The 24,869-nt window shown below is 51.1% G+C and carries 23 protein-coding genes and 1 pseudogene; 13 read left to right on the forward strand and 11 right to left on the reverse strand.

The window, feature by feature from the left end; all coding sequences use genetic code 11:
• Positions 1–121: 121 nt before the first annotated feature.
• The 11 genes from AC0LWE_RS01830 to pspF all read right to left on the reverse strand — a co-directional run bounded on the left by AC0LWE_RS01830 (position 122) and on the right by pspF (position 12,312).
• Positions 122–2,056, reverse strand: a complete 1,935-nt coding sequence (locus AC0LWE_RS01830) for an exoribonuclease II (protein WP_219346498.1) — start codon at positions 2,054–2,056, stop codon at positions 122–124.
• An 88-nt stretch (positions 2,057–2,144) separates the two neighbouring features.
• A complete protein-coding gene (locus AC0LWE_RS01835) occupies positions 2,145–3,146 on the reverse strand; it encodes a CMD domain-containing protein (RefSeq protein ID WP_219346499.1) in 1,002 nt (333 codons plus the stop codon).
• Positions 3,147–3,318: 172 nt separating this feature from the next.
• Positions 3,319–4,107 carry an enoyl-ACP reductase FabI gene (gene fabI, locus AC0LWE_RS01840; RefSeq protein WP_012017568.1) on the reverse strand — a complete coding sequence of 263 codons (789 nt, stop codon included), beginning with the start codon at positions 4,105–4,107 and terminating at the stop codon, positions 3,319–3,321.
• Positions 4,108–4,336: 229 nt separating this feature from the next.
• A complete protein-coding gene (locus AC0LWE_RS01845) occupies positions 4,337–5,098 on the reverse strand; it encodes a winged helix-turn-helix transcriptional regulator (RefSeq protein ID WP_219346500.1) in 762 nt (253 codons plus the stop codon).
• Positions 5,055–5,708 carry a helix-turn-helix domain-containing protein gene (locus AC0LWE_RS01850; RefSeq protein WP_202667925.1) on the reverse strand — a complete coding sequence of 218 codons (654 nt, stop codon included), beginning with the start codon at positions 5,706–5,708 and terminating at the stop codon, positions 5,055–5,057. Before AC0LWE_RS01850 ends, AC0LWE_RS01845 begins: the two co-directional genes overlap by 44 nt.
• Positions 5,709–5,966: 258 nt before the next feature.
• Entirely contained in the window at positions 5,967–6,773 is an 807-nt protein-coding gene (sapF, locus tag AC0LWE_RS01855; protein WP_059179106.1) for a putrescine export ABC transporter ATP-binding protein SapF, read from the reverse strand.
• Between the two features lies 1 nt (position 6,774).
• Positions 6,775–7,767 (reverse strand): putrescine export ABC transporter ATP-binding protein SapD, encoded by a 993-nt coding sequence (sapD, locus tag AC0LWE_RS01860; protein ID WP_059179105.1) that lies wholly within the window; start codon positions 7,765–7,767, stop codon positions 6,775–6,777.
• Entirely contained in the window at positions 7,767–8,657 is an 891-nt protein-coding gene (gene sapC / locus AC0LWE_RS01865; RefSeq protein WP_202667926.1) for a putrescine export ABC transporter permease SapC, read from the reverse strand. The genes sapD and sapC overlap by 1 nt, the downstream gene beginning before the upstream one ends.
• Positions 8,644–9,609: a putrescine export ABC transporter permease SapB gene (gene sapB / locus AC0LWE_RS01870; RefSeq protein WP_059179103.1), complete on the reverse strand. Its 966-nt coding sequence runs from the start codon at positions 9,607–9,609 to the stop codon at positions 8,644–8,646. The genes sapC and sapB overlap by 14 nt, the downstream gene beginning before the upstream one ends.
• Entirely contained in the window at positions 9,606–11,246 is a 1,641-nt protein-coding gene (gene sapA / locus AC0LWE_RS01875; protein ID WP_202667927.1) for an ABC transporter substrate-binding protein SapA, read from the reverse strand. Before sapA ends, sapB begins: the two co-directional genes overlap by 4 nt.
• A gap of 88 nt (positions 11,247–11,334) precedes the next feature.
• Positions 11,335–12,312: a phage shock protein operon transcriptional activator gene (pspF, locus tag AC0LWE_RS01880; RefSeq protein WP_202693331.1), complete on the reverse strand. Its 978-nt coding sequence runs from the start codon at positions 12,310–12,312 to the stop codon at positions 11,335–11,337.
• 174 nt (positions 12,313–12,486) lie between these two features.
• Here pspF and pspA point away from each other — a divergent pair, with 174 nt between their 5' ends.
• The 13 genes and pseudogenes from pspA (at position 12,487) to pgmB (ending at position 24,863) form a co-directional block, all read left to right on the forward strand.
• The gene (gene pspA, locus AC0LWE_RS01885; RefSeq protein WP_219346502.1) at positions 12,487–13,155 is read left to right on the forward strand and encodes a phage shock protein PspA; all 669 of its coding nucleotides are present in this window, start codon (positions 12,487–12,489) and stop codon (positions 13,153–13,155) included.
• Between the two features lie 54 nt (positions 13,156–13,209).
• Entirely contained in the window at positions 13,210–13,434 is a 225-nt protein-coding gene (gene pspB, locus AC0LWE_RS01890) for an envelope stress response membrane protein PspB (protein WP_012017558.1), read from the forward strand.
• Positions 13,434–13,793 carry an envelope stress response membrane protein PspC gene (gene pspC, locus AC0LWE_RS01895; protein WP_131488012.1) on the forward strand — a complete coding sequence of 120 codons (360 nt, stop codon included), beginning with the start codon at positions 13,434–13,436 and terminating at the stop codon, positions 13,791–13,793. Before pspB ends, pspC begins: the two co-directional genes overlap by 1 nt.
• Positions 13,794–13,807: 14 nt before the next feature.
• Positions 13,808–14,029, forward strand: coding sequence for a phage shock protein PspD (gene pspD, locus AC0LWE_RS01900; RefSeq protein ID WP_059179098.1), 222 nt, complete (start codon positions 13,808–13,810; stop codon positions 14,027–14,029).
• A gap of 208 nt (positions 14,030–14,237) precedes the next feature.
• Complete coding sequence (locus AC0LWE_RS01905; protein WP_219346503.1) at positions 14,238–15,923, forward strand: sugar phosphorylase; 1,686 nt, start codon at positions 14,238–14,240, stop codon at positions 15,921–15,923.
• 15 nt (positions 15,924–15,938) lie between these two features.
• Entirely contained in the window at positions 15,939–17,231 is a 1,293-nt protein-coding gene (locus AC0LWE_RS01910) for an ABC transporter substrate-binding protein (protein WP_219346504.1), read from the forward strand.
• A 19-nt stretch (positions 17,232–17,250) separates the two neighbouring features.
• Complete coding sequence (locus tag AC0LWE_RS01915; RefSeq protein WP_219347691.1) at positions 17,251–18,132, forward strand: carbohydrate ABC transporter permease; 882 nt, start codon at positions 17,251–17,253, stop codon at positions 18,130–18,132.
• Positions 18,119–18,961, forward strand: a complete 843-nt coding sequence (locus tag AC0LWE_RS01920) for a carbohydrate ABC transporter permease (protein ID WP_219346505.1) — start codon at positions 18,119–18,121, stop codon at positions 18,959–18,961. The genes AC0LWE_RS01915 and AC0LWE_RS01920 overlap by 14 nt, the downstream gene beginning before the upstream one ends.
• A 29-nt stretch (positions 18,962–18,990) precedes the next feature.
• A complete protein-coding gene (locus tag AC0LWE_RS01925; protein WP_219346506.1) occupies positions 18,991–20,043 on the forward strand; it encodes a zinc-dependent alcohol dehydrogenase in 1,053 nt (350 codons plus the stop codon).
• 17 nt (positions 20,044–20,060) lie between these two features.
• Complete coding sequence (locus AC0LWE_RS01930) at positions 20,061–20,849, forward strand: sugar phosphate isomerase/epimerase family protein (protein WP_202667934.1); 789 nt, start codon at positions 20,061–20,063, stop codon at positions 20,847–20,849.
• A gap of 11 nt (positions 20,850–20,860) precedes the next feature.
• Entirely contained in the window at positions 20,861–21,919 is a 1,059-nt protein-coding gene (locus AC0LWE_RS01935) for a Gfo/Idh/MocA family protein (RefSeq protein ID WP_216981318.1), read from the forward strand.
• Positions 21,913–24,193, forward strand: a pseudogene (locus tag AC0LWE_RS01940) (glycoside hydrolase family 65 protein). Before AC0LWE_RS01935 ends, AC0LWE_RS01940 begins: the two are co-directional and overlap by 7 nt.
• Entirely contained in the window at positions 24,183–24,863 is a 681-nt protein-coding gene (gene pgmB, locus AC0LWE_RS01945; protein ID WP_202667937.1) for a beta-phosphoglucomutase, read from the forward strand. The pseudogene AC0LWE_RS01940 and the gene pgmB overlap by 11 nt, the downstream one beginning before the upstream one ends.
• The last annotated feature ends 6 nt before the right edge of the window (positions 24,864–24,869 follow it).

A 24,869-nucleotide genomic window follows, 5' to 3' on the forward strand; every position in this document is an offset into this window, starting at 1 on the left:
GTGATAGTTTTTGCGGGGTTCAGGAGGAAAATATTAAGAAATAGTGATGAGTGCGTAATTTAGGGGGGAAATAAAAATATCGGCGATCCCAAAAGGGGAACCGCCGACATTTCAAAGGTTATCAGACGACAGGGCGCGCGATAATGCTGCGGGTTTCCATACGGACTTCCGCAATGTTCACATCAATCACATCGGTGACCTTATAAACCGTTTCACCTTTAATCTGCACAGAACCGTTTTCCTGGCTACACACCAGTTCATCACGGACAGCATGCAGGAAAGGCGCAGGGATAAAGGCAACGGCACCATTATCCACCAGCCGTACGCGCATACCGCCACGGCTGACGTCGATGATTTCAGCCGCAAAACGGGTATCCGTGCCGGCTTTGTCACTCAGGAAGCGCGCATACAGCCAGTCACCGACATCACGTTCAGCCATGCGATTCAGGCGACGGCGCTCAGCCATCTGTACAGTGGCTTCATCCTGCGGACGCGCAATAGTTTCGCCTTTCACGATCGCTTTCAGCAGACGATGGTTAACCATGTCGCCATATTTACGGATCGGAGAAGTCCAAGTCGCGTATGCTTCAAGGCCTAAACCAAAGTGCGGGCCCGGCTCGGTGCTGATTTCAGCATACGACTGGAAGCGACGAATGCGGCTATCGAGGAAACCTGACGGTTGCGCGTCAAGTTCGCGACGAAGTTTGCAGAATCCTTCCAGGGTCAGCACTTCCTGCGGATCAACGTGCACATCGTGAGTTTTGAGCAAGGCAGCCAACGCTTCGGTGTTGGCGGGGTCAAAACCGGTATGCACGTTATAAATGCCGAAGCCTAATTTGTCGCGCAGAACGCGGGCGGCACAAATATTGGCAGCAATCATCGATTCTTCAACAATGCGATTGGCGATGCGGCGAGGTTCGGCAACGATGTCCAGCACTTCACCTTTTTCGCCAAGCACGAAGCGATAATCAGGGCGATCCTTGAAGACCAGCGCATGGGTTTTACGCCATTCGCCACGACTCAGACAGACGCGTTGCAGCAGCGTGATCTGTTGTGCAATGGCTTCGCTCTCTGGTTTCCAGTTGCCTGCGCCTTCCAGCCAGTCAGAAACGTCGTCGTAAGCCAGTTTGGCCTTTGACTCGATAGTCGCGGCGAAAAATTCAATGTCATCTTCAATCGTGCCATCGGCTGCGATAGTCATACGACAGGCGAGGACCGGGCGAACCTGATTTGCACGGAGCGAACAGAGATCGTCGGACAGCTCGCGGGGCAACATTGGGATATTAAAGCCCGGCAGATAGTTCGTAAACGCGCGGACTTTGGCCGAATCGTCCAGTTTGCTGCCTTCTGCAATCCACGCGGTCGGATCGGCAATCGCCACGGTCAAATGCAGTTTGCCGTTATCGCCTTCCTCAACGTACAGCGCATCATCCATATCCTGGGTGCTGGCGCTGTCGATGGTGACAAAGTGCAGGGCCGTCAGATCGCGACGTTCCAGACCTTCATCCAGCATTTCGGTCGCCACGCCGTTCGGCGCTTCTTTTTCCAGGTTATGACGCGCAAGCGTCACCCACCACGGGACGAAATGGTCGTCGCCGTAGGTAATAAAATGGGTCAGATCGGCATAGAAACCGCGATCGCCTTTCAGGGGATGGCGTCGCATCTGGGCAACGGCCCAGTCACCTTCTTTGAAATCGTGCTCGCAGTTACGATCCGCACGGCAAGGGATCGCATCTTTCAGCAGCGGATGGTCTGGAACAATAGAAAGACGGTCGTCTTTTTTGTGCACTTTCCCAACAAAACGGGTCAGGAAAGGCTCGATAAGTTCTTCTGGCTCGGCAGTTTCACGATCCTTTTGGGTGTGAATCACCGCCGTCACACGATCGCCGTGCATCACTTTCTTCATCTGCGGAGGCGGGATGAAGTAGCTTTTCTGCGCGTCGACTTCCAGGAAGCCAAAGCCTTTTTCCGTGGCTTTTACGACCCCTTCTGCACGCGGCGTCTGGGAATGCAGTTGCTGTTTAAGCTGCGCTAGCAGCGGGTTGTCCTGAAGCATAGTGTTCTATTTTCGTGGCCATTGAGCGGCTGACAGTTTTACGCGATTCTGCCTGGTACAGCAAGCGCTCTTTAGGTAATCAGTAAGGTTATTCGCCCGCGCGCAACGCGATTTTCAGGCGGTTAAGCCACCCGCAAAAAGCGGACCAGGTCAGCAAATTAATGGCATCAGCAGCCGGAATCCCATCGTCAATGAGAGGTGTCAGTTGCGCGGCGCTGAAGCGGTCGGGCGAGCGTGTAAGTAAATCCACAGCAGCCGGAAGTGACGGGTGGTTTGCGTAGTACGCCGGTAAATTGTGAATGCCGCTTGTCAAAATCTCACCCAGGCAATCCAGTAATGCGGGCTCATGGCATAGTACCGGCGTGAGATCGCCGAGACAGGTTTCTGATTGCCAGCGAGCAAGCGATTCCAGCTGCTGCGCGCTCGCGTAGCGTAACTCTACGCCTGGGATAATCGATGTCCATTCGCTCATGTTAATGTCGTCGATCGGAGCATGAGGGGGAATGTGATGACCTGGCAACCAACGCACCGGGTGCCCTAGCAACGCCTGAAACGTAGCTACCACGCGAGCCTGAAAGCCGATAAAACCGATAATTTGATTGATCAGAATAACGTCGTAGTTCGTCAGACCCACTTCATCTAGCTGCTGCTGTGCCTTTGCATCGATAACGTCAGGTGAACAGGCAAGCTGGCGAGCATACTGAGTAATTTGGGCGAGACGTTGATTGCTTTCACGCGAAGAATCCGGACCCGGAAGCGGAGCCAGCAGGGCGGCATAATGATTACATAAGCGCTGGACGCCGCACGCCTGAGCGACCGTCAGCGCGGTACTTAAGCGGTCATAAACGCTGAGCGTATGAAGACGACTCAGCGGAGCCTGCCGTGGAAAAAGCCGCTCGCGTAATACCCGCGAAGGCGCTAACCAGCGTTCACAGTGCGTCACAATCTCATTCGGTAACGCTAAATCGAGCAAAAAACGGTCGGCGACATTAGCGGCCTCGGGAACCAACGGGAGAACGTCATCCGGACAGTGATTCGTCTGGGTTTCGTGATACCAGTGGCCTTTGCCGGAAAAACGGCGTTGTTCCATGTGCGTTCCTTGATCTCAAATGGCGATCAATATCCTGGCGCATGGCTAACGAGCGGAAAAATATTGTTAGGTGATAACAAATAGCAGAACGGAATAACGAAAGGCAAAACCGAGAATTGACAGGCACACAGCAGGGGAAAACTCTCTTCCCGTGAGGGAAGAGAGTAAAAACTTATTTAATTTCCAGCTCGTTCATCGCAGCGATATTGAAACCGCCGTCAACGTGAACCACTTCGCCGGAGATGCCAGCAGAAAGGTCAGAGCACAGGAATGCCGCGGAGTTACCCACGTCTTCGATGGTGACGGTACGACGAATTGGCGTAACCGCTTCGCAATGCGCCAGCATTTTACGGAAATCTTTGATACCGGAAGCTGCCAGAGTACGGATTGGACCGGCAGAAATACCGTTAACACGCACGCCTTCTGGACCCATTGCGTTCGCCATGTAGCGCACGTTAGCTTCCAGTGACGCTTTAGCCAGACCCATAACGTTGTAGTTAGGGATAGCACGCTCAGCGCCCAGGTAGGACAGGGTCAGCAGAGCAGAGCCTGGATTCAGCATGGTACGGCAGGCTTTTGCCATGGCCACGAAGCTGTAAGAGCTGATGTCGTGAGCGATTTTGAAGCCTTCACGGGTTACCGCATTCACATAGTCGCCGTCCAGCTGATCGCCCGGTGCGAAACCGATTGAGTGAACGAAACCGTCGAATTTTGGCCATACTTTTGCCAGTTCAGCGAACATACCGTCAATGCTTTCGTCTTGAGCAACGTCGCATTCCAGAATGATGCTTGAACCTAGCTGCGCGGCGAACTCTTCAACGCGGCCTTTCAGCTTGTCGTTCTGGTAGGTGAACGCCAGTTCAGCGCCTTCGCGGTGCATAGCCTGTGCGATGCCGTAGGCGATGGACAGTTTGCTGGCGACGCCAGTTACCAGAATGCGCTTACCGGAAAGAAAACCCATAGCTTTGATCCTTATAGTCATTGCTTACTTTGGCTTTGTATTCATATAGTTAGAAATCACATCGCCAGAATAAATAAATAGCAGGGCAGAATTATAGCCCACTATGCAGATGAAATGTCACCTGAATTTCAAAAGAGCCGTCAGGTTTCAGCTTTTAAGATAACGACATAACACGGCAGGATGATACCAGTAGAAAGGATCTGAACTGATCCAACCTCCCGCGACGCGGTCAGTATTTTGCCGGAAGATGCTTAATCTCGCATAACCGCCCGTCCTTAATGACGATATATCCGCCCGTTTTTAACTCCGACAAGATTTTCATTATGCTGCTTCGGGAGAGATGCGTTTTATCGCGGATGTAGCGTTCAATCGTGACGTTTTCACGAAGGTGTGCGGGTTCGTGACTCAGTTCACGTAGCTGGTTACGAATCACTTCATACGCAGTGGGCGCACTCATTTGTTTGCTGTAGGAATAAAGTTTATTCGTGACAACAATCATATGCTGGGCCGCTATCTCCCAAAGACCATTATCAGAAATGTGCTGCTGCATGTCTGCAACGGTCAGCGTAGAGACTTTGCACGTTTCAGCCGTCACAAGAAAGGCGTCATGTACACCCAGACCAATGATTCCGGGTGCGGGCAGCGTGACAACGAGTAGGCCATCTGAAGAACGATGTACTTCAATTGATCCTGAATGAATCAAACGACATACCGGTACATCGTTCTCAATGAGCCCCAGGCGGATCCCTTTGCGATAGGATTTTATTGGCGCAAAAGGCGTTAAGGATTCGACCAATTGTTTGGCCCACGGAAATGGCTGGTTTAATGCAGGGGTTTCCAAAGGTTTTCCATCCTTAATATTAAACCTAATAAACATGTAATGATAAGAGTAGATAAATAGTTTGGAATTTACAACGTTTAAAAATAGGAAGAGTAGTTGATTTAACTCATATTTTTTCAGGCAGATAATTGATTTTTGCGAGCTTACCATTCTCTAGCTCAATGTGTCCGCCAGCACGAAGTGAAGAAAGTATCGACATAATTCCGCTGCGGGAAAGTAAGCACCTGTTTTGAATGTAATTGTAGGTTGATTCAGCATGACGGATTTTGGGTGACTCATTAATGAGCTCAATTAAAAGCGAGCGAACCGTTTCATACATTCCTGATTGTGACAGTCTTGTACAGTGCCTAAACAGACGTGCTGAGATGAAAATAAGCAACTGAGTCAACGGTTCCCAGAGTGACTCTTTTTCAACAAAATGCATGGCACTTTCGAGCGAAAGCCTGCGAAGCACAGCGTCGGGTGACGGCCGGATACACAAGCGTGGATGCAGATTGCTGTTTAAGGTAAATCCAAAGACGAAAGGGGCTGATTCGGTGTTGAGGGTAATGCCATCATCTCTGCGATTGATGATCACATGACCCTCTTCCAGCAAATAGCACTGTTTAGTATTGGTTCTGACAAAATCGAGCGTGGAGAGTTTGTCGCCGGGAACAACCTTAGCGTGCGGGGACAACGTCTTGATTAAACGTAAAATATGATCCTGTGGTTTTTCCAAAGAAGATGAAAATAATGTGGGGTGGAGTCGAGATGAATTCATTTTTGTTCGCAATTAATAAAGTTAGGCAACTTATTAATTATCTCTAAAAATATTCATGTAGCATCATTATTATGAATCCGAAAATACACAGCGAACCTGTTGAATGCGTTAATTGTGCTGTTACGGAGGTGCAACATAAACATCCCCAGAGGAGCGGGAGGGGATTAAATTCACTCTTCTTGTTATTTTGTTATCACCAGCCATCATCTTCATGATGGCACCTGGAGATAACAAAAAGGCGTTGTAATCCGCCTTTTATTATTTATCTTTCCGCCACGCGTCTGCCGTTAATGCTTCGCCAAAATGTCCGGCAATCAATCGTTTCGTCAGATCGTGAAGCGGGGAGGCCAACACATCCGCAGTACTTCCACGCTCAACCACTTCGCCGTGGTGCATCACCAGAACCTGATCGCTGATATGTTTCATCATTCCTAAATGCTGTGTCACATAGATATAGGAGATACCCTGTTTTTCCTGTAACTCCAGCATCAGGTTGATCAGTTGCGAACGCATCGACATATCCAGCGAGGCCAGCGCTTCATCGGCGATAATCACCTTCGGACGCAGGATAAGCGCACGCGCCAGCCCGAGACGCTGCTTCTGCCCTGGAGCCAGCATGTGTGGATAATAACTAACATGATCGGGCAACAAACCCACCATTCGCAGCGTTTCAATGATTCGCTTGCGGCGTGCCTCGGGTTCCAGATCCGTATTCAGGCGCAACGGGAAATCGAGAATTTGCGAAATGCGCTGCCGCGGATTCAGTGATGTCGACGGATCCTGGAAAATCATACGAATGCGCTGACTGCGGAATGAATAGTCACCAAACGACAAAAAATGATCGTCAATGAGCACATCGCCTGCGCTCGGTTCCACCATTCCTGCAAGCATTTTCGCCAGCGTCGATTTACCGGAACCGTTCTCGCCGATAATAGCCAGCGTCTGTTTTTCGCGCAGGGTAAAGCTGAGCGGTTTTACTGCCTCGACCGTCTGGCGATGAAACAGGCCAGTGCGATAGCGAAAGGTCTTACTGAGATTGCGTACTTCAAGCAATGTTTCGACCATTTCACTCTCTCTCCATGTTCAGCGGGAAATGACAGGCAAAAAGATGCGTTTTAGCGCCCGTCAACCGAGGCGTCTCAATGCATTTGCGCTGCGCATAAGGGCAGCGAGGACCCAGTCGACAGCCAATCGGCAGCGACTCCAGCAACGGAATCGCCCCCGGTAAAGTATTCAGACGGCTTTTATGCGGCATCGCGCTGCCAAAATCAGGAATAGCGCGGATCAGGGCCTGGGTATACGGATGGTGCGGCGCAGACACCAGATCTTCGCTGACGGCGGTCTCTACCGTCTGTCCGCAATACATCACGTCAATTTTATCCGCCCATTTACTCAGCATCTGCAGGTCGTGGCTGATCAGCAAAATGGTGGTGTTATTGTTCTGATTAAGGCGCGTCAGCAGGCGGAAAATTTGCGCCTGGGTGGTCGGCTCCATGGCGTTTGTCGGTTCATCGGCAATCAACATGCGTGGCTGATTGGCCAGCGCAATGGCGATCATCACCTTCTGACATTCGCCGTCGGTCAATTCATACGGGAAGCTGCGCATCGCGTCTTTATGATCTTTAATCCCGACGCGGTGCAACAGCTCAATAGCGCGGCGTTTACGCCAGCCCACGCGCTGCCACCAGCGGCCTTTATAGGTCCAGCCGGGAATATTCTGCATCAACTGTTTGCCGACACGTTCTGAAGGATCGAGACAGGATTGTGGCTCCTGGAAGATCATCGACACGTTATGACCCACCAGCTTGCGGCGCTCGCGTGGTGACAACCGTAGCAAATCGATATCGTCAAACCGCATGCGGTCGGCTGTCACGCGCCAGTTGTCCTTCGCGACGCCGCAAATGGCTTTGGCTATAAGACTTTTACCCGAGCCAGATTCGCCCACCAGTCCGCGGATTTCGCCTTCAGCCAGCGTAATACTCACGCGGTCTACGGCTTTCACCCAGCCCTCGGAGGTTTTGAATTCGATAGTGAGATTGCGGATATCCAGTAACGGCATTATTGCACCCCCGCATTAATCGCGTGGCGGATACCATCGCCCAGCAGGTTAATCAGCAGAACACTCACCATAATTGCAGCACCTGGCAGCATCACCGTCCACGGCGCAACATAAATTAATTCCAGCGCGTCGCCAAGCATTGCGCCCCATTCCGGGGAGGGGAGTTGTGCCCCAAGATCGAGAAAACCGAGCGCGGCGATATCCAGAATCGCCATTGAGAGCGCGCGCGTAATTTCCGTCACCAGGCCAGATGCAATGTTCGGCATCACCGCAAACCACAAAATATTCATGGTCGTTGCCCCGTCGAGGCGTGCCGCGACCACATACTCTTTCTCCAGCTCATCATGAACCAGACTGTAAACTGAGCGAACCATGCGCGGGAGCAGCGCCAGCCAGACGGCGAACATCGCGTGAGAAAGATGCGGTCCAGCGAAGGCAACCACAATAATGGCCAGCAGCAGCGACGGGATCGACAGCAGCGTATCCAGAATATGATTCAGAACAGCCGACCGCAGGCCGTGCGTCGCACCGGCAAAAATCCCGAGCGCCAGACCAAAAATGGTGGCGGCAAACGTCACAACAAATGCGCCGCCGACCGTCGGGGCCGCGCCGCTTAACAGGCGGCTCAACACATCTCGGCCTAAATCGTCGGTGCCGAGAAAGAAGGAAACCTCGCCATAGCGAGACCATGAAGGCGGCAGCAGCTGGTAGCCAAGGAACTGCTGATCGAGTCCGTAAGGCGCAAACCACGAACCAAAAATGCACAGTAATGCCAGACCACCGCAGCCGTAAAGGCCGATCATCGCGGTGGTGTCGCCATAGAATTTGCGCCACACGGTGCGCAGAACACCGGGAGCGCGTTTTTCCCTGTATACGCTATCGTAAGGCATACCATTCCTTATGTTTCAGCGGGTTAGCCATAGCGCCCAGAATGTCGGAAATCACGTTGACGATGATCACCAGCGAACCGATGATCATCACCCCGGCAGAAATCGCCGCGTAGTCCTGCTGGCGGATCGCATTAATCATCCAGCGCCCCAGACCAGGCCAGCTAAAGACCATCTCGGTAATCATCGCCAGCGTCAGCATGGTAGAAAATTGCAGCCCCAGTTTTGGAATCACCGGCGGGAGTGCATTATGGAGAACGTGGCGACGCAAAATAGTGAGTCGTGATAAACCGCGCGTGGCGGCCGCTTTTACATAGTTTTGATCGAAGACGTCTATTGTGCTGGTACGCATCAGGCGGATGACTTCCGTCGTAGGCGCAACGGCCAGCGTCAACACCGGTAATACCATGTGTCGCAGCGTGCTGATGATCATTTCATGACGCCAGATGGAGTCCGAAAGCCAGGCATCAATAATGGCGAAGCCCGTGATGGTTTTCACGTTATAAAGCAGATCAAAGCGTCCGGAGACCGGCAGCCAGCCTAGCGTGAGCGAGAAGAACAGAGTGAGAAGAAGCGCCAGCCAAAATACAGGAATCGAAAAGCCGAGCAGGGCGATTGCGCTGATCAATTTGTCCTGCCATTTATTGCGCGTGATCCCCGCGAGCATGCCGACTGGTATCCCCACCATCAGGGCAAAACCAAATGCCAGAATGCACAGCTCCATCGTCGCCGGGAAAACCTCTTTGAGCTGATCAGAGATAAGCTGACCGTTAATGCTGGAGACGCCAAAGTCCCAGTGCAACACGCCGTTAAACCAGAACAGCCAACCATCCCATAGCGACGAACCCTGAAGCGGTGCATGTGGCGTAAAATAGCTCAGACTGAAACCGACAAATGTCAGAAGGAACAGCGTAATCGCCAGAAGCAACAAACGACGTAAGGTAAAAATAATCATGGTTTTTTCACCTCTTCCTTTTTCTCACGCGATACGCCCGCAAACGAAGCGTTGCCGAAGGGGCTAAGCACCAGGCCTTTAATATCGTAGCGATAGGCCTGCAGGCGCAGCGAAGAGGCTAACGGCAGCACCGGTAACTCTTTGGCCAGGATATTCTGTGCTTCATCGTAAGCTTCTATTCGCGATGCCAGTTGCTGAGACGACAGCGCTTTTTGCAGAACTGCGTCAAACTCCCGGTTACACCAGTGCGCGAAGTTGGTTTGTGACCGAATTGCCGCGCAGCTCAAAAGTGGGCGGAAGAAACTGTCGGGATCGTTACTGTCCGTAGACCAGCCAGATAACGTCAGGTCATGATTCATGTCCATTAACCGCGCTTCCTGGAAACGACCTTCGACGGGAACGATCACCACTTTAACGCCCACTTGTGCCATATCCGCCTGAATCAGTTCTGCGGTTTTTAAGGGGCTAGGGTTCCATGCCTGCGAACTGGTCGGGACCCAAAGCTGCAGCGTAAGATTCTCGGCACCCAGCGCTTTGAGCTGTTCGCGTGCTTTTGCGGGATCGTACTCAGTCACTTTTGCGTCACTATCATAGGCCCAGGAGGCGCGTGGCAAAATAGACGCCGCAGTCTCCGCTGTGCCGTAATAGATCGACTGCATCAGACGCTGATTATTGATAGCGAGCGCAAGAGCGTGACGAACCGCGGGATTATTCATCGGCGGTTTATCGGTATTAAATGCCAGATAGGCGATATTCATCCCCGGTCGCAAGGTTAAACGCAGACGCGGATCGTCGCGCAGGCTGGTCAACTGGCTAGCGGCTGGCCAGGCGAGGACATCACATTCGCCGGTAAGCAGTTTAGACAGTCGACCCGTCCCACCAGACCCCAGATCAACCACCACTTGCGGCATCAACGGCGTACCGCGCCAGAAATGTTCATGGCGCTGCAGGCGGATGTATTGACCGGCACGATATTCTGCCAACTGGAAGGGACCTGTACCGACCGGCTGGCGGTCCAGTAATTCCTGATGATCCTGCTTCGTCAATTGCGCCGCATATTCAGCCGACATCACAGACGCGTAGTGCGTAGCCAGATGCCACAAAAAAGAGGCGTCAGGGCGCGTGAGGTTAAATTCAACCGTGTGATTATCCAGTTTGCGCACGCTTTTGACCGTGTCAGCAAACTGCAAACTGTCAAAGTAGGGGAAGCTTCCGCCGTTAACGTTATGCCACGGATGATTGCGATTAAAAATGCGCTGGAAGGTAAACACCACGTCATCGGCGTTCAATTTACGCGTGGGTTTAAACCAGGGTGTTGATTGAAATGCGACGTCATTGCGCAGATGGAAACGGTAAGTCGCGCCGTTATCCAGCACCTCCCAGCTGTCGGCCAGCTCAGAAACCAGACGATACGTATAGGGATCGACATCAAGCAGACGATCGTAAAGTTGTGCGGCAAGCGTATCGACGATCAGGCCGCTACCGGCTTTTTGCGGGTTGAACGTGTCGACTTGCCCGTTGACACAATAGACAAAACCACTGTCGCGAATATCAGGAGGCGTAGTCGGTTCAGGCGCAGCAAAGACCAGGCGGCTAAACAGACCGAGTGCAATCAGGGACGATGAAACCAGACGCATAATTTTCAAGATTTTTAGATTCGATCTGCAAAGTGTATCGCACTTACCCTAGCTACGTAAAAATGTCTGCGGGTAAGTGCTGATAATGTCAGCGCATTTGATGCTTTTTGAGCAATGCCCTTAATTGATGGTAGGTCAGGCCCAGCAGTTCAGCTGCCTGTTTCTGGTTATATTTTGCCGTTTTCAGGCTGTGTTCCAGCAACTGCTGTTCCTGAACATGCTGGAACTGGCGCAAATCGAGCGGCAAAGCTGGTGCATCCGTATTATGCGCAGGTTTAGGATTCACGGGAGCGTTGCGATGGAAGGGGTCGATAATAATAGTGTCCAGCTCAGTTTCGCTGCTGGCATGGCGGTAAACAGAGCGTTCAACCACGTTTTTCAGTTCACGAATATTCCCAGGCCAGGCGTAACTGAGCAGCGTTTCACGCGCGTAGTCGCTAAAACCGGCGAAAAGCGGCAGGCCTAATTCGCGGCACATCTGAATCGCAAACTGCTCTGCCAGGAGCATGATATCGCCGCTTCGCTCGCGTAGCGGCGGTAGCTGAACAACATCAAAGGCCAGCCTGTCCAGCAGGTCAGCGCGAAATTTCTCCTCCGCCACCATTTCCGGCAGGTTGGCGTTTGTCGCACAGACCAGGCGGACGTTCACCTGCAGAGGCTGGCTTCCGCCCACACGCTCCAGCTCACCGTACTCAATCACTCGCAGCAATTTTTCCTGCACCAGCATTGGGGCCGTGGCCAGTTCATCGAGGAACAGCGTCCCGCCATCCGCCCGCTCAAAACGCCCCGGATGGCGCTTTTGCGCACCTGTAAAAGCCCCCGCTTCATGGCCGAACAGTTCGGAATCCAGCAAGTTCTCGTTGAGCGCGGCGCAGTTGAGCGAAATAAACGGACCGTCCCACCGCCCAGACAGGAAGTGCAGGCGGTTGGCGATCAGCTCTTTCCCGGTCCCGCGCTCACCAATGATCAGTACCGGCTTATTGAGCGGTGCGAGCCGGGACACCTGTTCCAGCATCTCCAGAAAACTGTTGGCCTCACCAAGCAAATTATCTTTATATTCAGTCATGATGAAATTAACCACTCGTTAGCGATATTCACCAGGTGAGAGTAGGTTCTCGTTGCATTAAAATCAACCACAATCTTATAAATCAATAAGATATAAAGTTGGCATGGCATTTGTATTATCTGTTCAGCAGGGCATCGCCCGAGAACAGAAATATGAAATGTGAGGATTCGAATTATGGGTATTTTTTCTCGTTTTGCCGACATCGTGAACGCCAACATCAACTCACTGCTTGAAAAAGCAGAAGACCCGCAAAAGCTGGTGCGTTTGATGATTCAGGAAATGGAAGACACGCTGGTTGAAGTGCGCTCTACATCAGCCCGTGCGCTGGCCGAAAAGAAACAGCTGTCACGCCGTATTGAGCAGGCCACCACGCAGCAAAGTGAATGGCAAGAAAAGGCCGAGCTGGCACTGCGTAAAGAGAAAGACGATCTGGCGCGTTCGGCCCTGATCGAAAAGCAAAAGCTCACCGATATTGTTGCTACGCTTGAGCAAGAAATCACGCTGGTGGATGAAACATTGACCCGCATGAAGAAAGAGATCGCGGAGCTGGAAAACAAACTCAGCGAAACGCGCGCTCGTCAGCAGGCGCTCACGCTGCGTCATCAGGCGGCTAGCTCGTCTCGTGATGTTCGTCGTCAACTTGATAGCGGTAAAATTGATGAAGCGATGGCGCGTTTTGAATCCTTCGAACGCCGTATCGATCACATGGAAGCGGAAGCCGAAAGCCACAGCTTTGGCAAACAGAAAACGCTGGATCAGGAGTTTGCAGAACTGAAAGCGGATGACGCCATTGGCGAACAACTGGCCGCGCTCAAAGCAAAAATGAAGCAAGACAACCAATAATAATTGAAGCGGCACCCTGGCGTGCCGCAACGCATCGTAAGACAAGGAGTACATATGAGTGCGCTATTTCTGGCTATTCCCCTGACCATTTTCGTGCTTTTCGTCCTGCCGATCTGGTTATGGCTGCATTACAGCAACCGTTCAGCCCGGGGCGATCTGTCACAAAGTGAACAGCAACGCCTGATGCAGCTCACCGACGAGGCGAAAAAAATGCGTGAACGTATCCAGACACTGGAAGACATTCTCGACGCAGAGCATCCGAACTGGAGGAATGGTTAATGGCCGGACTTAATCTGAACAAAAAATTATGGCGTATTCCCCAGCAGGGGATGGTTCGCGGTGTTTGCGCAGGCCTGGCGCATTATCTGGATGTGCCGGTAAAGCTGGTTCGCGTCGTGACAGTGCTGTCGATTTTCTTTGGGCTGGCCTTCATTACCTTAGTGGCTTACATCATTTTGTCCTTTGTTTTAGATCCGATCCCGGATGGCGCGCTTTATTCAGATGAAGCGCCCACAAGCAGCGATCTGCTGGACACCGTGGATACGGAACTGGCTGCCGGGGAGAAACGCCTGCGCGAAATGGAGCGTTATGTCACTTCTGATACCTTTACGCTCAGAAGCCGTTTTCGTCAGCTCTAACTGAGAGAAATAACATGAAATCAAACTGGCAACAGGCCGGTCAGAAAATGAAGCCCGGCCTGAAATTCGCAGGGAAATTCGTTTTACTGACAGCATTACGTTATGGCCCGGCAGGCGTAGCGGGCTGGGCGGTAAAAACGGTCGCCCGTAAACCCGTCAGAATGCTGCTGGCCGTTGCGCTGGAGCCATTGTTGAAGAAAGTCGCTAATCGTTTTTCACGTCGCTATTTTTCCTGATCCCACATTTTAATTGCTGCTTTCTTTTGCGAGAGAGCAGCAATTTCGTTATGTACGGTTCAACATGAGTTTCATCCTTTCTTTGCAACAGCTCACATTATTCGTTGACGCTCTATTTTTGATCTCTTTTAACCCCTTCGATTGCATTGACATAAAAATTCCATAAGCGTAAATTGCCTTCCGTGGGACCGCTACCATGGGAATCTTAATGGACGAAAAAATAGAGCATCTTATTAAACTGGTTTATGGAGAATCATTTTCTTTAGGACACTATGACATTCTTTATGAAAAGATTCGGAACGCCAGGGGTCTTATTACTGATAACCGTAAATCGACGTGGGATGAGCAGGACGTCATATTAATAACGTATGCCGATCAGTTTCAAAAAAATGATCACAACGCATTGCCGATATTGACGCGATTCTATAATCGCTGGCTGTCATCTTACTTTTCTCATGTCCATTTATTGCCGTTTTACCCCTGGTCTTCAGATGATGGTTTTTCTGTTGTGGATTATCACCGTGTCGCGCCAAAAACAGGTGAGTGGGGAGATGTAGCCGAACTCAAAAAATCAACCCATCTCATGTTTGATTTTGTCTGCAATCATATGTCGGCAAAAAGTCAGTGGTTTGAAAACTATTTAAATCAAAAGCCGGGATTTGAGGACTTTTTTATTGCTGTCGATCCCGATACCGATTTATCCGCCGTCACTCGCCCTCGAGCCTTGCCGCTTTTAACGCCGTTTACGCTGGCGGATGGCTCAATCCGCCATTTATGGACGACGTTCAGTGATGACCAGATAGATTTGAACTTTGCCAGTCCGCAGGTCCTCATCGCGATGGTTGATGTCCTGCTGCACTATCTCATTGAAGGGGCAGATTACATCCGGCTTGATGCGGTGGGCTTTATGTGGAAAGTGCCGGGCACGACCTGTCTTCATCTGGAAAACACACACCGACTCATCCAGTTATTCCGTGCCATTACTGACATGGTCGCGCCAGGTACGGTCATCATCACGGAAACGAACGTTCCGCATAAAGACAACATTTCCTATTTTGGTGATGGGTCAAATGAAGCGCAAATGGTGTATCAGTTCTCATTGCCACCACTCGTGCTCCACAGCATTCACAGTGAAAATGTTCAGGCACTTTGCCAGTGGGCACAAACGCTTGAGTTGCCTTCGACTGAGACGACCTGGTTTAACTTTCTTGCTTCCCACGACGGTATTGGGTTAAACCCATTACGCGGTATTCTACCGGAAAAAGAGATTCTGACGCTGGTCGAAAAGCTGCAAAATGAAGGTGCGAAAGTCAACTGGAAAAATAATCCGGATGGCACACGAAGCCCCTATGAAATTAACGTCACTTATTTGGATGCGTTAAGCCCTCAACGTATTGGCGATGATGAACGTATTGCCCGGTTCGTGCTCGCTCATGCGCTGTTATTAAGTTTTCCCGGCGTACCGGCTATTTATGTTCAAAGTATTTTGGGCTCACGCAATGATTATGATGGCGTTGAAAGGTTAGGCTACAACCGCGCGATAAATCGGCGCAAGTTTCAGGAGGGCGAAATTGATGCAGAGCTGGAAGATGCATCTCAATTACGCACTAAGATCTATAACGCGTTAACCAGGATGATTGCTTTTCGACGCCAGCAAGGTGTTTTTCATCCAGACAGTAACGCTATATTCTCCATGCCAAATGAACACGTTCTTAAATTAGTGCGAACCTCCGCAGTGGGTGAGGAAATAACAGCATTTTTTAATTTTCAGAATAGGGTGCAAACTCTTTTTGACGATATACCTTCTGGAGTGGAACTCTTAACAGATTCCAATATTACTAACAGCGTATTGACGCTCAATCCATGGCAGGTGATGTGGATTAAACACCGTTAAAGGAATAATGAAAACATGAAAATCCCTAATATTGTGCTGATGTTGGCGCTGGTTTCGTGCGGCTTGTTATCCGGCTGCCGGGATGAAAATAACACCGTTGTGACCATCGAATTTATGCACTCTTCTGTTGAGCAGGAGAGGCAAGCCGTTATTTCACAATTAATAGAACGATTCGAGAAAGAGAACCCTTTAATCAGGATCAAACAGGTTCCCGTTGAAGAGGATGCGTATAACACCAAAGTCATTACGCTTGCCCGTACGGGCGCGCTGCCCGAAGTTATTGAGGTGAGTCATGACTATGCCAAAGTCATGGATAAAGAGCAGCTTCTCGATCGCGATGCTATTGCTGAAACGGTCAAAACGGTCAAAGAAAATACCTTCTACGACGGCATTCTGCGGGTGGTTCGCACTGAGGATGGTAAAGCGTGGACGGGAGTCCCTGTCAGCGCCTGGTTATCGGGTGTCTGGTATCACAAAGATGCGTTGGCTGCGGCGGGCATCCAGGAACCCCATACATGGGCAGAATTGCTGAAGGCGAGCCAGTCGCTGACTGACCCGGCAAAAAAACATTATGGAATCGCGCTCCCGACGGCAGAAAGTGTGATGACCGAGCAGGCATTTTCTCAGTTCGCACTTTCGGGTGGGGCAAACGTCTTTGACGCGAGCGGCGCAGTCGTTCTTGATACGCCGGAAATGACAAAGGCGCTGACGTTTTATCGAGCACTAGCAGCGACAACTATGCCTGGCTCAAACGATGTTATGGAAATCAAAGACGCCTTTATGAACGGCTCTGCGCCGATGGCGATCTACTCCACCTACATTCTTCCTGCGGTATACAAAGAAGGCACACCCGCCAATCTGGGGTTTGTCGTGCCGACGGAGAAATCATCGGCGGTGTACGGCATGGTGACATCGCTCACCATTACCAATGGTCAAACCGAAGATGAAACCAAAGCGGCGGAGACCTTCGTCGCCTGGATGGAACAGGCTCAAAACGCGGCAGATTGGGTCATGATGTCACCCGGTGCAGCCTTACCTGTTAATAGGCTCGTGGTGGAAACAGCGACCTGGAAGAATAATGAAGTAATAAAGGCCTTCGGTCAGTTGCCTTATGAATTGATCGCCCAGTTCCCGAATGTTCAGGTATTTGGGGCGGTAGGGGATAAAAACTTCACCCGCATGGGGGATGTGACGGGGTCAGGGATCATCAGCTCGATGGTGCATGACGTGACGGTCGGTAATAAAGATCTCACGTCAACATTGAGTGGTAGCCAGCAGCGCCTGGTCGATCTTATCTCGCAACGTTAGGCACATCGCGAAGGAAATGATGAAAATGACGTTATCTGGCCGTTCAGATATGCCTTTCGCCATGCTGCTGTTGGCTCCCAGCCTGATTTTGCTGGGGGGCCTGGTAGCCTGGCCGATGATCTCTAATATCGAAATCAGCTTTTTGCGATTACCGCTTAATCCGCGTGTCAGCGCAACGTTTGTGGGTATCAATAACTACATTCGCATACTGGGCGATCCTGCATTCTGGCATTCATTATGGATGACCGTCTGGTATACGGCGTGGGTGGTGATAGGAAGTACGGGACTCGGACTTGCCGTTGCGATTTTCTTTAACCGCGAGTTTCGGTTGCGTAAAACCGCGCGTTCGCTGGTGCTTCTTTCATACGTGACGCCGTCGATATCGCTGGTTTTTGCGTGGAAGTACATGTTCAACAATGGCTACGGCATCGTGAATTATCTCGGTGTTGACCTGTTGCATTTGTACGACCATGCCCCGTTATGGTTTGACAATCCGGGCAGCAGTTTTGTGTTGGTGGTGCTGTTCGCGATATGGCGTTATTTCCCGTACGCATTCATCTCCTTCCTGGCGATTTTGCAGACCATCGATAAGTCACTTTATGAAGCGGCAGAAATGGATGGTGCGAGCGCATGGCAGCGATTTCGGATTGTTACGCTGCCCGCCATTATGCCGGTACTGGCAACGGTGATAACGCTACGCACTATCTGGATGTTCTACATGTTTGCGGATGTCTATCTCCTGACAACCCGCGTCGATATTTTGGGTGTGTATCTCTACAAAACGGCTTTTGCCTTCAACGACCTTGGAAAAGCCGCTGCGATTTCGGTGGTGCTATTTGTGATTATCTTCGCCGTCATTCTGATGACCAGAAAAAGGGTAAATCTCCATGGCAACAAATAAACGCTTATTAAACCGTACCGGGTTTTATGTCGGGCTGGTGATCTTTCTGGTTGTGACGTTATTCCCCTTTTTCGTCATGTTGATGACGTCGTTCAAGAGCGCGAAAGAGGCTATCTCGCTACACCCGACCATTCTGCCGCAGGCATGGACCCTGCAGCATTACGTCGACATCTTTAATCCCCTTATTTTCCCCTTTGTGGATTATTTCAGAAACAGTTTAGTGGTTTCGTTGAGTTCATCAGTCATCGCCGTTTTTTTGGGCACGTTGGGTGCTTACGCACTTTCAAAGCTTCGCTTCAAAGGACGTATGACCATTAATGCCAGTTTTTATACCGTGTACATGTTCTCGGGTATTTTACTGGTTGTACCGCTGTTCAAAATCATTACCGCACTGGGTATTTACGACACGGAAATGGCGTTGATGATTACAATGGTCACGCAGACGTTACCCACTGCGGTATTCATGCTCAAAAGCTACTTCGACACCATTCCGGATGAGATCGAAGAAGCCGCGATGATGGACGGTTTAAACCGTTTCCAGATCATCTTCCGTATTACGGTTCCACTCGCCATCTCCGGGCTAGTTTCGGTGTTTGTGTACTGCTTCATGGTGGCGTGGAACGATTATCTCTTTGCATCCATTTTCCTCTCAAGTGCCAGCAACTTTACGTTGCCGGTAGGGCTTAACACGCTCTTCAGCACCCCAGACTATATCTGGGGACGGATGATGGCAGCATCGCTGGTGACGGCACTGCCGGTTGTCATCATGTATGCGCTTTCCGAACGTTTCATTAAAAGTGGTTTGACCGCCGGTGGCGTAAAGGGCTAAGGACGGTCATTTTTAACAAGGAGTCAGTGATGAAAAAGTTAGTCGCAACAGCGCCACGCGTGGCAATGCTCATGCCCTATGAGGATCGTCCAGTCGCAGCGAATGAAGTTAAAATTCGTGCTCGTTTTGGTGCGCCAAAACACGGCACGGAAGTGGTCGATTTCCGCGCTGCAAGCCCGTTTATCGATGAAGAATTTAATACCGAATGGCAAATGTTTACGCCTCGTGCTGAGGGGGCCGCTCGCGGAATAGAGTTTGGTAAATTCCAGTTGGGCAACATGATCGTCGGTGAAATCATTGAGTGCGGCGAAGAGGTCACTGAGTATCAACGCGGTGATTCAGTCTGCTGCTATGGCCCATTGCAGGAGACGGTGATTGTCAATGCCGTCAACAATTACAAATTGCGCAAAATGCCGGAAGGGGCCTCGTGGAAAAATGCGGTCTGCTACGACCCGGCACAATTCGCGATGAGCGGTGTTCGCGATGCCAATGTGCGCGTCGGTGATTTTGTCGTGGTGGTAGGATTAGGGGCGATAGGCCAAATAGCGATCCAACTGGCAAAAAGGGCCGGTGCCTCAATTGTGATTGGCGTCGATCCTATCGAACACCGTTGCTTCATTGCCCGCCGTCATGGTGCTGACTTCTGCATCAATCCCATTGGCAGAGATGTGGGGCAGGAGATTAAAGAACTGACCGGTAAGCAGGGTGCTGATGTCATTATCGAAACCAGCGGTTTCGCCGATGCGCTGCAATCGGCATTACGCGGACTCGCCTATGGTGGAACAATCTCTTATGTCGCCTTCGCAAAACCCTTCTCAGAAGGTTTCAACCTCGGGCGTGAAGCCCATTTCAACAACGCGAAAATCGTTTTTTCTCGCGCCTGTAGCGAGCCAAATCCTGACTATCCGCGTTGGAGTCGCAAGCGCATCGAAGAAACATGTTGGGAATTGCTGATGAACGGCTATCTCAACTGCGAAGAGATTATCGATCCGGTGGTCAGTTTTGAAACCAGTGCAGAAAGCTACATGAAATATGTCGATCAACACCCCGAGCTGAGCATCAAAATGGGCGTTACTTTTTAAGCTATGGAGAGCTGAAAATGAAAATTGCAACACAAAACCAGGCATTTTTTCCGACGACGATTCTTGAGAAATTCAAATACATCAAGGCCATGGGTTTTGACGGATATGAGATTGACGGCAAATTGCTGGTGGAAAATCTGGCTGAGGTGAAAGCCGCAATAAAAGCAACCGGCCTGCCGGTGACAACGGCATGTGGCGGTTACGAGGGGTGGATCGGTGATTTCATCGAAGAACGTCGCCTGAATGGCTTGCAGCAAATCGAGCAGATTCTGCAAGCGCTGAGTGAAGTTGGCGGTAAGGGGATTGTTGTCCCTGCGGCCTGGGGGATGTTTACGTTCCGATTACCTCCGATGACTTCCCCGCGCAGTCTTGAAGGCGATCGTAAAGCGGTGAGCGCTTCACTGCGTTGGCTGGATGCGGTGGCGGCTCGTACTGGAACAACCGTTTACCTTGAGCCACTTAACCGCTATCAGGATCACATGATCAATACCCTGGCGGATGCGCGCCGTTACATCGAAGAGAATGACCTTAAGCACGTTGAAATCATCGGTGATTTCTATCATATGAATATCGAAGAAGACTCATTGACCGGGGCGCTACATACCCACAGGGATCTTCTTGGACATGTGCATATTGCCGACAATCATCGTTATCAGCCAGGCAGTGGAGCCCTCGATTTCGCAGCCTTATTCGCCCAGTTACGTGCGGATAATTATCAGGGCGTCGTGGTCTATGAGTGTCGCGTTCGCGCCGAAAACCCGGCGCAGGCGTATCAAGCGTCACTGAACTATTTACGCGACTGCTAAGGATGGCGAGCGTGATGAGTGCTTTAACACCTTCGCCTCTGCGTGTCGCCATTATCGGCGCCGGGCAAGTTGCCGATAAAGTGCATGCCTCGTATTACGCCACGCGAAACGATCTGCAAATGGTGGCTGTCATGGACAGCCACCTGGATCACGCGAAGGCGTTTGCGAATCGGCACGGAATAACAAAGGCATATGAAGATCTGCATACCCTGTTACGTGAGGCGAAACCAGACATCGTCAGCGTTTGCTCACCGAATCGCTTTCATTTTGAACACGTCATGGCAGCCCTGGCGGCGGGTTGCCATGTGATGTGTGAAAAACCACCCGCCATGAGTCCACAACACGCTGACGAAATGCGCCTGGCAGCGCGAAAAGCGGGAAAAGTGCTGGCGTATGATTTTCATCATCGTTTCGCACAGGATACGCAATTACTGCGTGACGCAGTACAGAGCGGCACATTCGGTGAGATTTACGTCACCAATGCTCTGGCATTGAGACGCTGCGGTGTTCCCGGCTGGGGTGTTTTCACGAATAAAGCCTTACAGGGTGGTGGGCCGCTCATTGATATCGGTATTCACATGCTGGATGCCGCGATGTATGTCCTTGGTTTTCCGAAGGTGAAATACGTCACGGCACACAGCTTTCAACGGTTGGGAACAACTAAGAGCAGCGGTCAGTTTGGGGAATGGGATCCCAAAACCTATACCGTAGAGGATGCACTTTTCGGCACGATTGAGTTCTGCAACGGCGGGATTCTGCGCCTCGAGACCTCGTTTGCACTCAATATTCGCGAGCAATCGATCATGAATGTCTCTTTTTGTGGTGAGAAAGCGGGTGCAACGCTTTTCCCGGCACATATCTATAACGATGTTGGCGGAGAGTTGTGCACGCTTCTCCAGCGTGATGAAGCTGACGATCGGCGGCATATTCGTAGCATGGATGCGTTTGCCCGTCATGTTCAGGGGGAGCCCGTCATGATTGCCGATGCGGAGCAGGGACTGGTTATTCAACAACTTGTCGCTGCATTGTATGAATCATCGGAAAATGGGGAGCGGGTCGCATTATGCTAAATCTCTCCGTTCTTACTGAATCTTCATTTGATCCAGAAAGGCTCAACAAATACGCCTCAATTATGTGCTGCAGCAATGGGTATCTCGGTATTCGCGCCACCCATGAAGAGCATTACACGCAGCAAACGCGCGGTATGTATCTGGCGGGTTTATACCATCGTGCGGGGCGTAATGAGACCAATGAACTGGTGAATTTGCCCGATATTTTAGGTGTTGAACTCTATCTCGACGGCGAGAATTTTTCGCTGGTCAGCGGAACGATTTTGCGATGGGAGCGGGAGCTGGCATTTGCCAATGGTGAACTCCGTCGCTGCGTGATCTGGCGCTCATCGAAAGGAAAACGATATCGGATTAGCAGTCGCCGCTTTGTCTCAATGGATCAGCTGTCACTCGTTGCTTTGCAATTTTCCGTCACACCGCTTGATGGTTCTGCGCAGATGAGTCTTACGACAGGAATTGACGCGACGTAAACGAACAGTGGCAGACAGCATCTTGATGAGGTCTCGGTTCGGGTGTTCGATCAGCAATATATTCAGGGCGTATATGAAACCCAGGATCGCGCATCGGAAGTGGTCATATCGGCAAGCTGTCAGTTGGATAACCAAAGTGAAAGCTGGTTCACAGCGAAAAACAGGCGGTTAAATTGCCATCACTCGTTTGAGGCAGAAGAGGGGCAAAAGGTTACATTTGAGAAAATAGTATGGGTCACGCATCGCAGCGATAAAACGCTCTCGCAAGCGTCATTTGCGCGAAACAATCTGCGCGATCTGACTGTTTATGCGGCGAAAGGATATGACGCATTATTGGAAATGACGACCTGTGCCTGGGAAAATATCTGGCAAGTCAGTCGTGTCACGGTGCGCTCTGAGCATACAGAGGATCAGCTCGCACTGGATTACGCGGTGTGGCACCTGAATACCATGATGCCAGCGCAGGATGAACGTAGCAGCATCGGGGCTAAGGGACTCACAGGGGAAGGGTACAAAGGTCATGTTTTCTGGGACACCGAGATATTCCTGCTACCGTTCTATCTTTTTACCTCTCCACAACACGCGCGTCATTTACTGCGATACCGTTGGCTCAATCTACCCGGAGCGCGTGAAAAAGCGCGTCGTAATGGCTGGTCCGGCGCACTGTTCCCCTGGGAAAGCGCCAGCAACGGCCAGGAAGAGACACCTGAGTTTGCGGCGATCAATATCAGAACGGGTGTCAGGCAGAAAGTGGCCTCTGCTCTGGCGGAACACCACATCGCGGCGGATATTGCCTGGGCGGTAGTGGCTTACTGGCAGGCCACTCACGACAGTGCTTTCATGCGCAACGAAGGACTCACGCTTCTTATCGAAACCGCGACCTTCTGGATTGCCCGCGCGACTGAGATTAACGGTCGTCTGGAAATTCACGATGTTATTGGGCCTGATGAATATACCGAGCATGTGAATAACAATGCCTATACCAATTATTTGGCATGGCACAACGTCGCACATGCGCTGCAATTTCTGCGTCATTTTGAACGCAAAGACGAACGATTCACGCAGGCCGCACAACACTTCCTGAAAAGATTGTGGCTGCCTGAGCCAAATCAAGCCGGTGTCATTCCTCAGGACGATACGTTCATGAGCAAGCCCGCAATCGATTTGAGTCGCTATAAAAATGCGGCTGGCAAGCAAACCATTTTGCTCGATTTTTCCCGCTCGGAAGTCAATGAGATGCAAATCCTTAAACAGGCAGATGTTGTCATGCTCACCTATCTGCTGCCGGAGACGTTTACGCGTCCACAGTGTTTGGCAAACCTGACTTATTACGAGCCCCTGACTATTCACGATTCTTCACTCAGCCGATCGGTCCATGGCATTGTGGCCGCGCGTTGCGGGGAAATCGCCAGCGCTTATCAGTTCTGGCGAGAGGGCGCGGCCATTGATTTGGGCGACGAACCGCATAGCTCTGATGACGGAATACATGCTGCGGCAACAGGCGCTATCTGGTCCGGCGTTATTCAGGGGTTCGCTGGCGTAACAATCGTTGATGGAGAGCTACACCTTTCACCGCGGTTGCCAGACCCATGGCAACGGCTGCAATTTCCCCTTAAATGGCGGACGGCCACTCTGAATATCATTGTTGAAAATCAAACCCTGCTGGTTAACACAACCGAACCCATCACGCTCACCGTGTGGGGTAAAACATTGACGATTGTAGATAGCCAAACGTTCTCGATTAATAATTTTTCTTTACTTGATTATGGGACCGCTACCATAAGTGGAGAGGCATGATGCTTAAGGCAATCATTTTTGATTTGGACGGGGTGATAACCGATACGGCTTATCTTCACTTCCTCGCGTGGCGCGCGGTGGCTGCAAAAATAGGTATCACGATTGATGAAGGCTTTAACGCTGGGCTGAAGGGCATTAGCCGTATGGATTCATTAAAGCGAATTTTGCGACACGGCGGACTGGAAAATGCCTTTAGCCAGGAAGAGCGCCATCGGCTGGCGCTGGAAAAAAATGAGCGGTATGTGCAGTCGCTGCGCGGGCTAAACAGCCATTCTCTTTTGCCTGGAATTGCACAACTCCTTGCCGAGCTCCGTGCCGCCAACGTGCGCATTGGACTGGCATCCGTGTCGCTCAATGCCCCGGCGATTCTTGCATCGCTTGGCATTACCCATGCTTTTGATTTTTGTGCGGATGCTTCACTCATTCAACACTCAAAACCCCATCCAGAGATCTTTCTCGCGGCCTGTCGGGGTTTAGGTTTCAGCCCTGAGCAGGCTATGGGTATTGAAGACGCGCAGGCGGGCGTTGAGGCGATCAATGCAGCTGGAATGCTCTCTGTCGGCATTGGGGACGATCTCACCGATGCCGATTTAAAACTCTCTTCAACGGATGAATTGACCTGGCAGCGTTTGTCCGATTTCTGGGACGCGAAACGTGGCCCGCATGTGTGCTTATAAGGGGAT

This window comes from Lelliottia sp. RD5 (assembly GCF_056032945.1).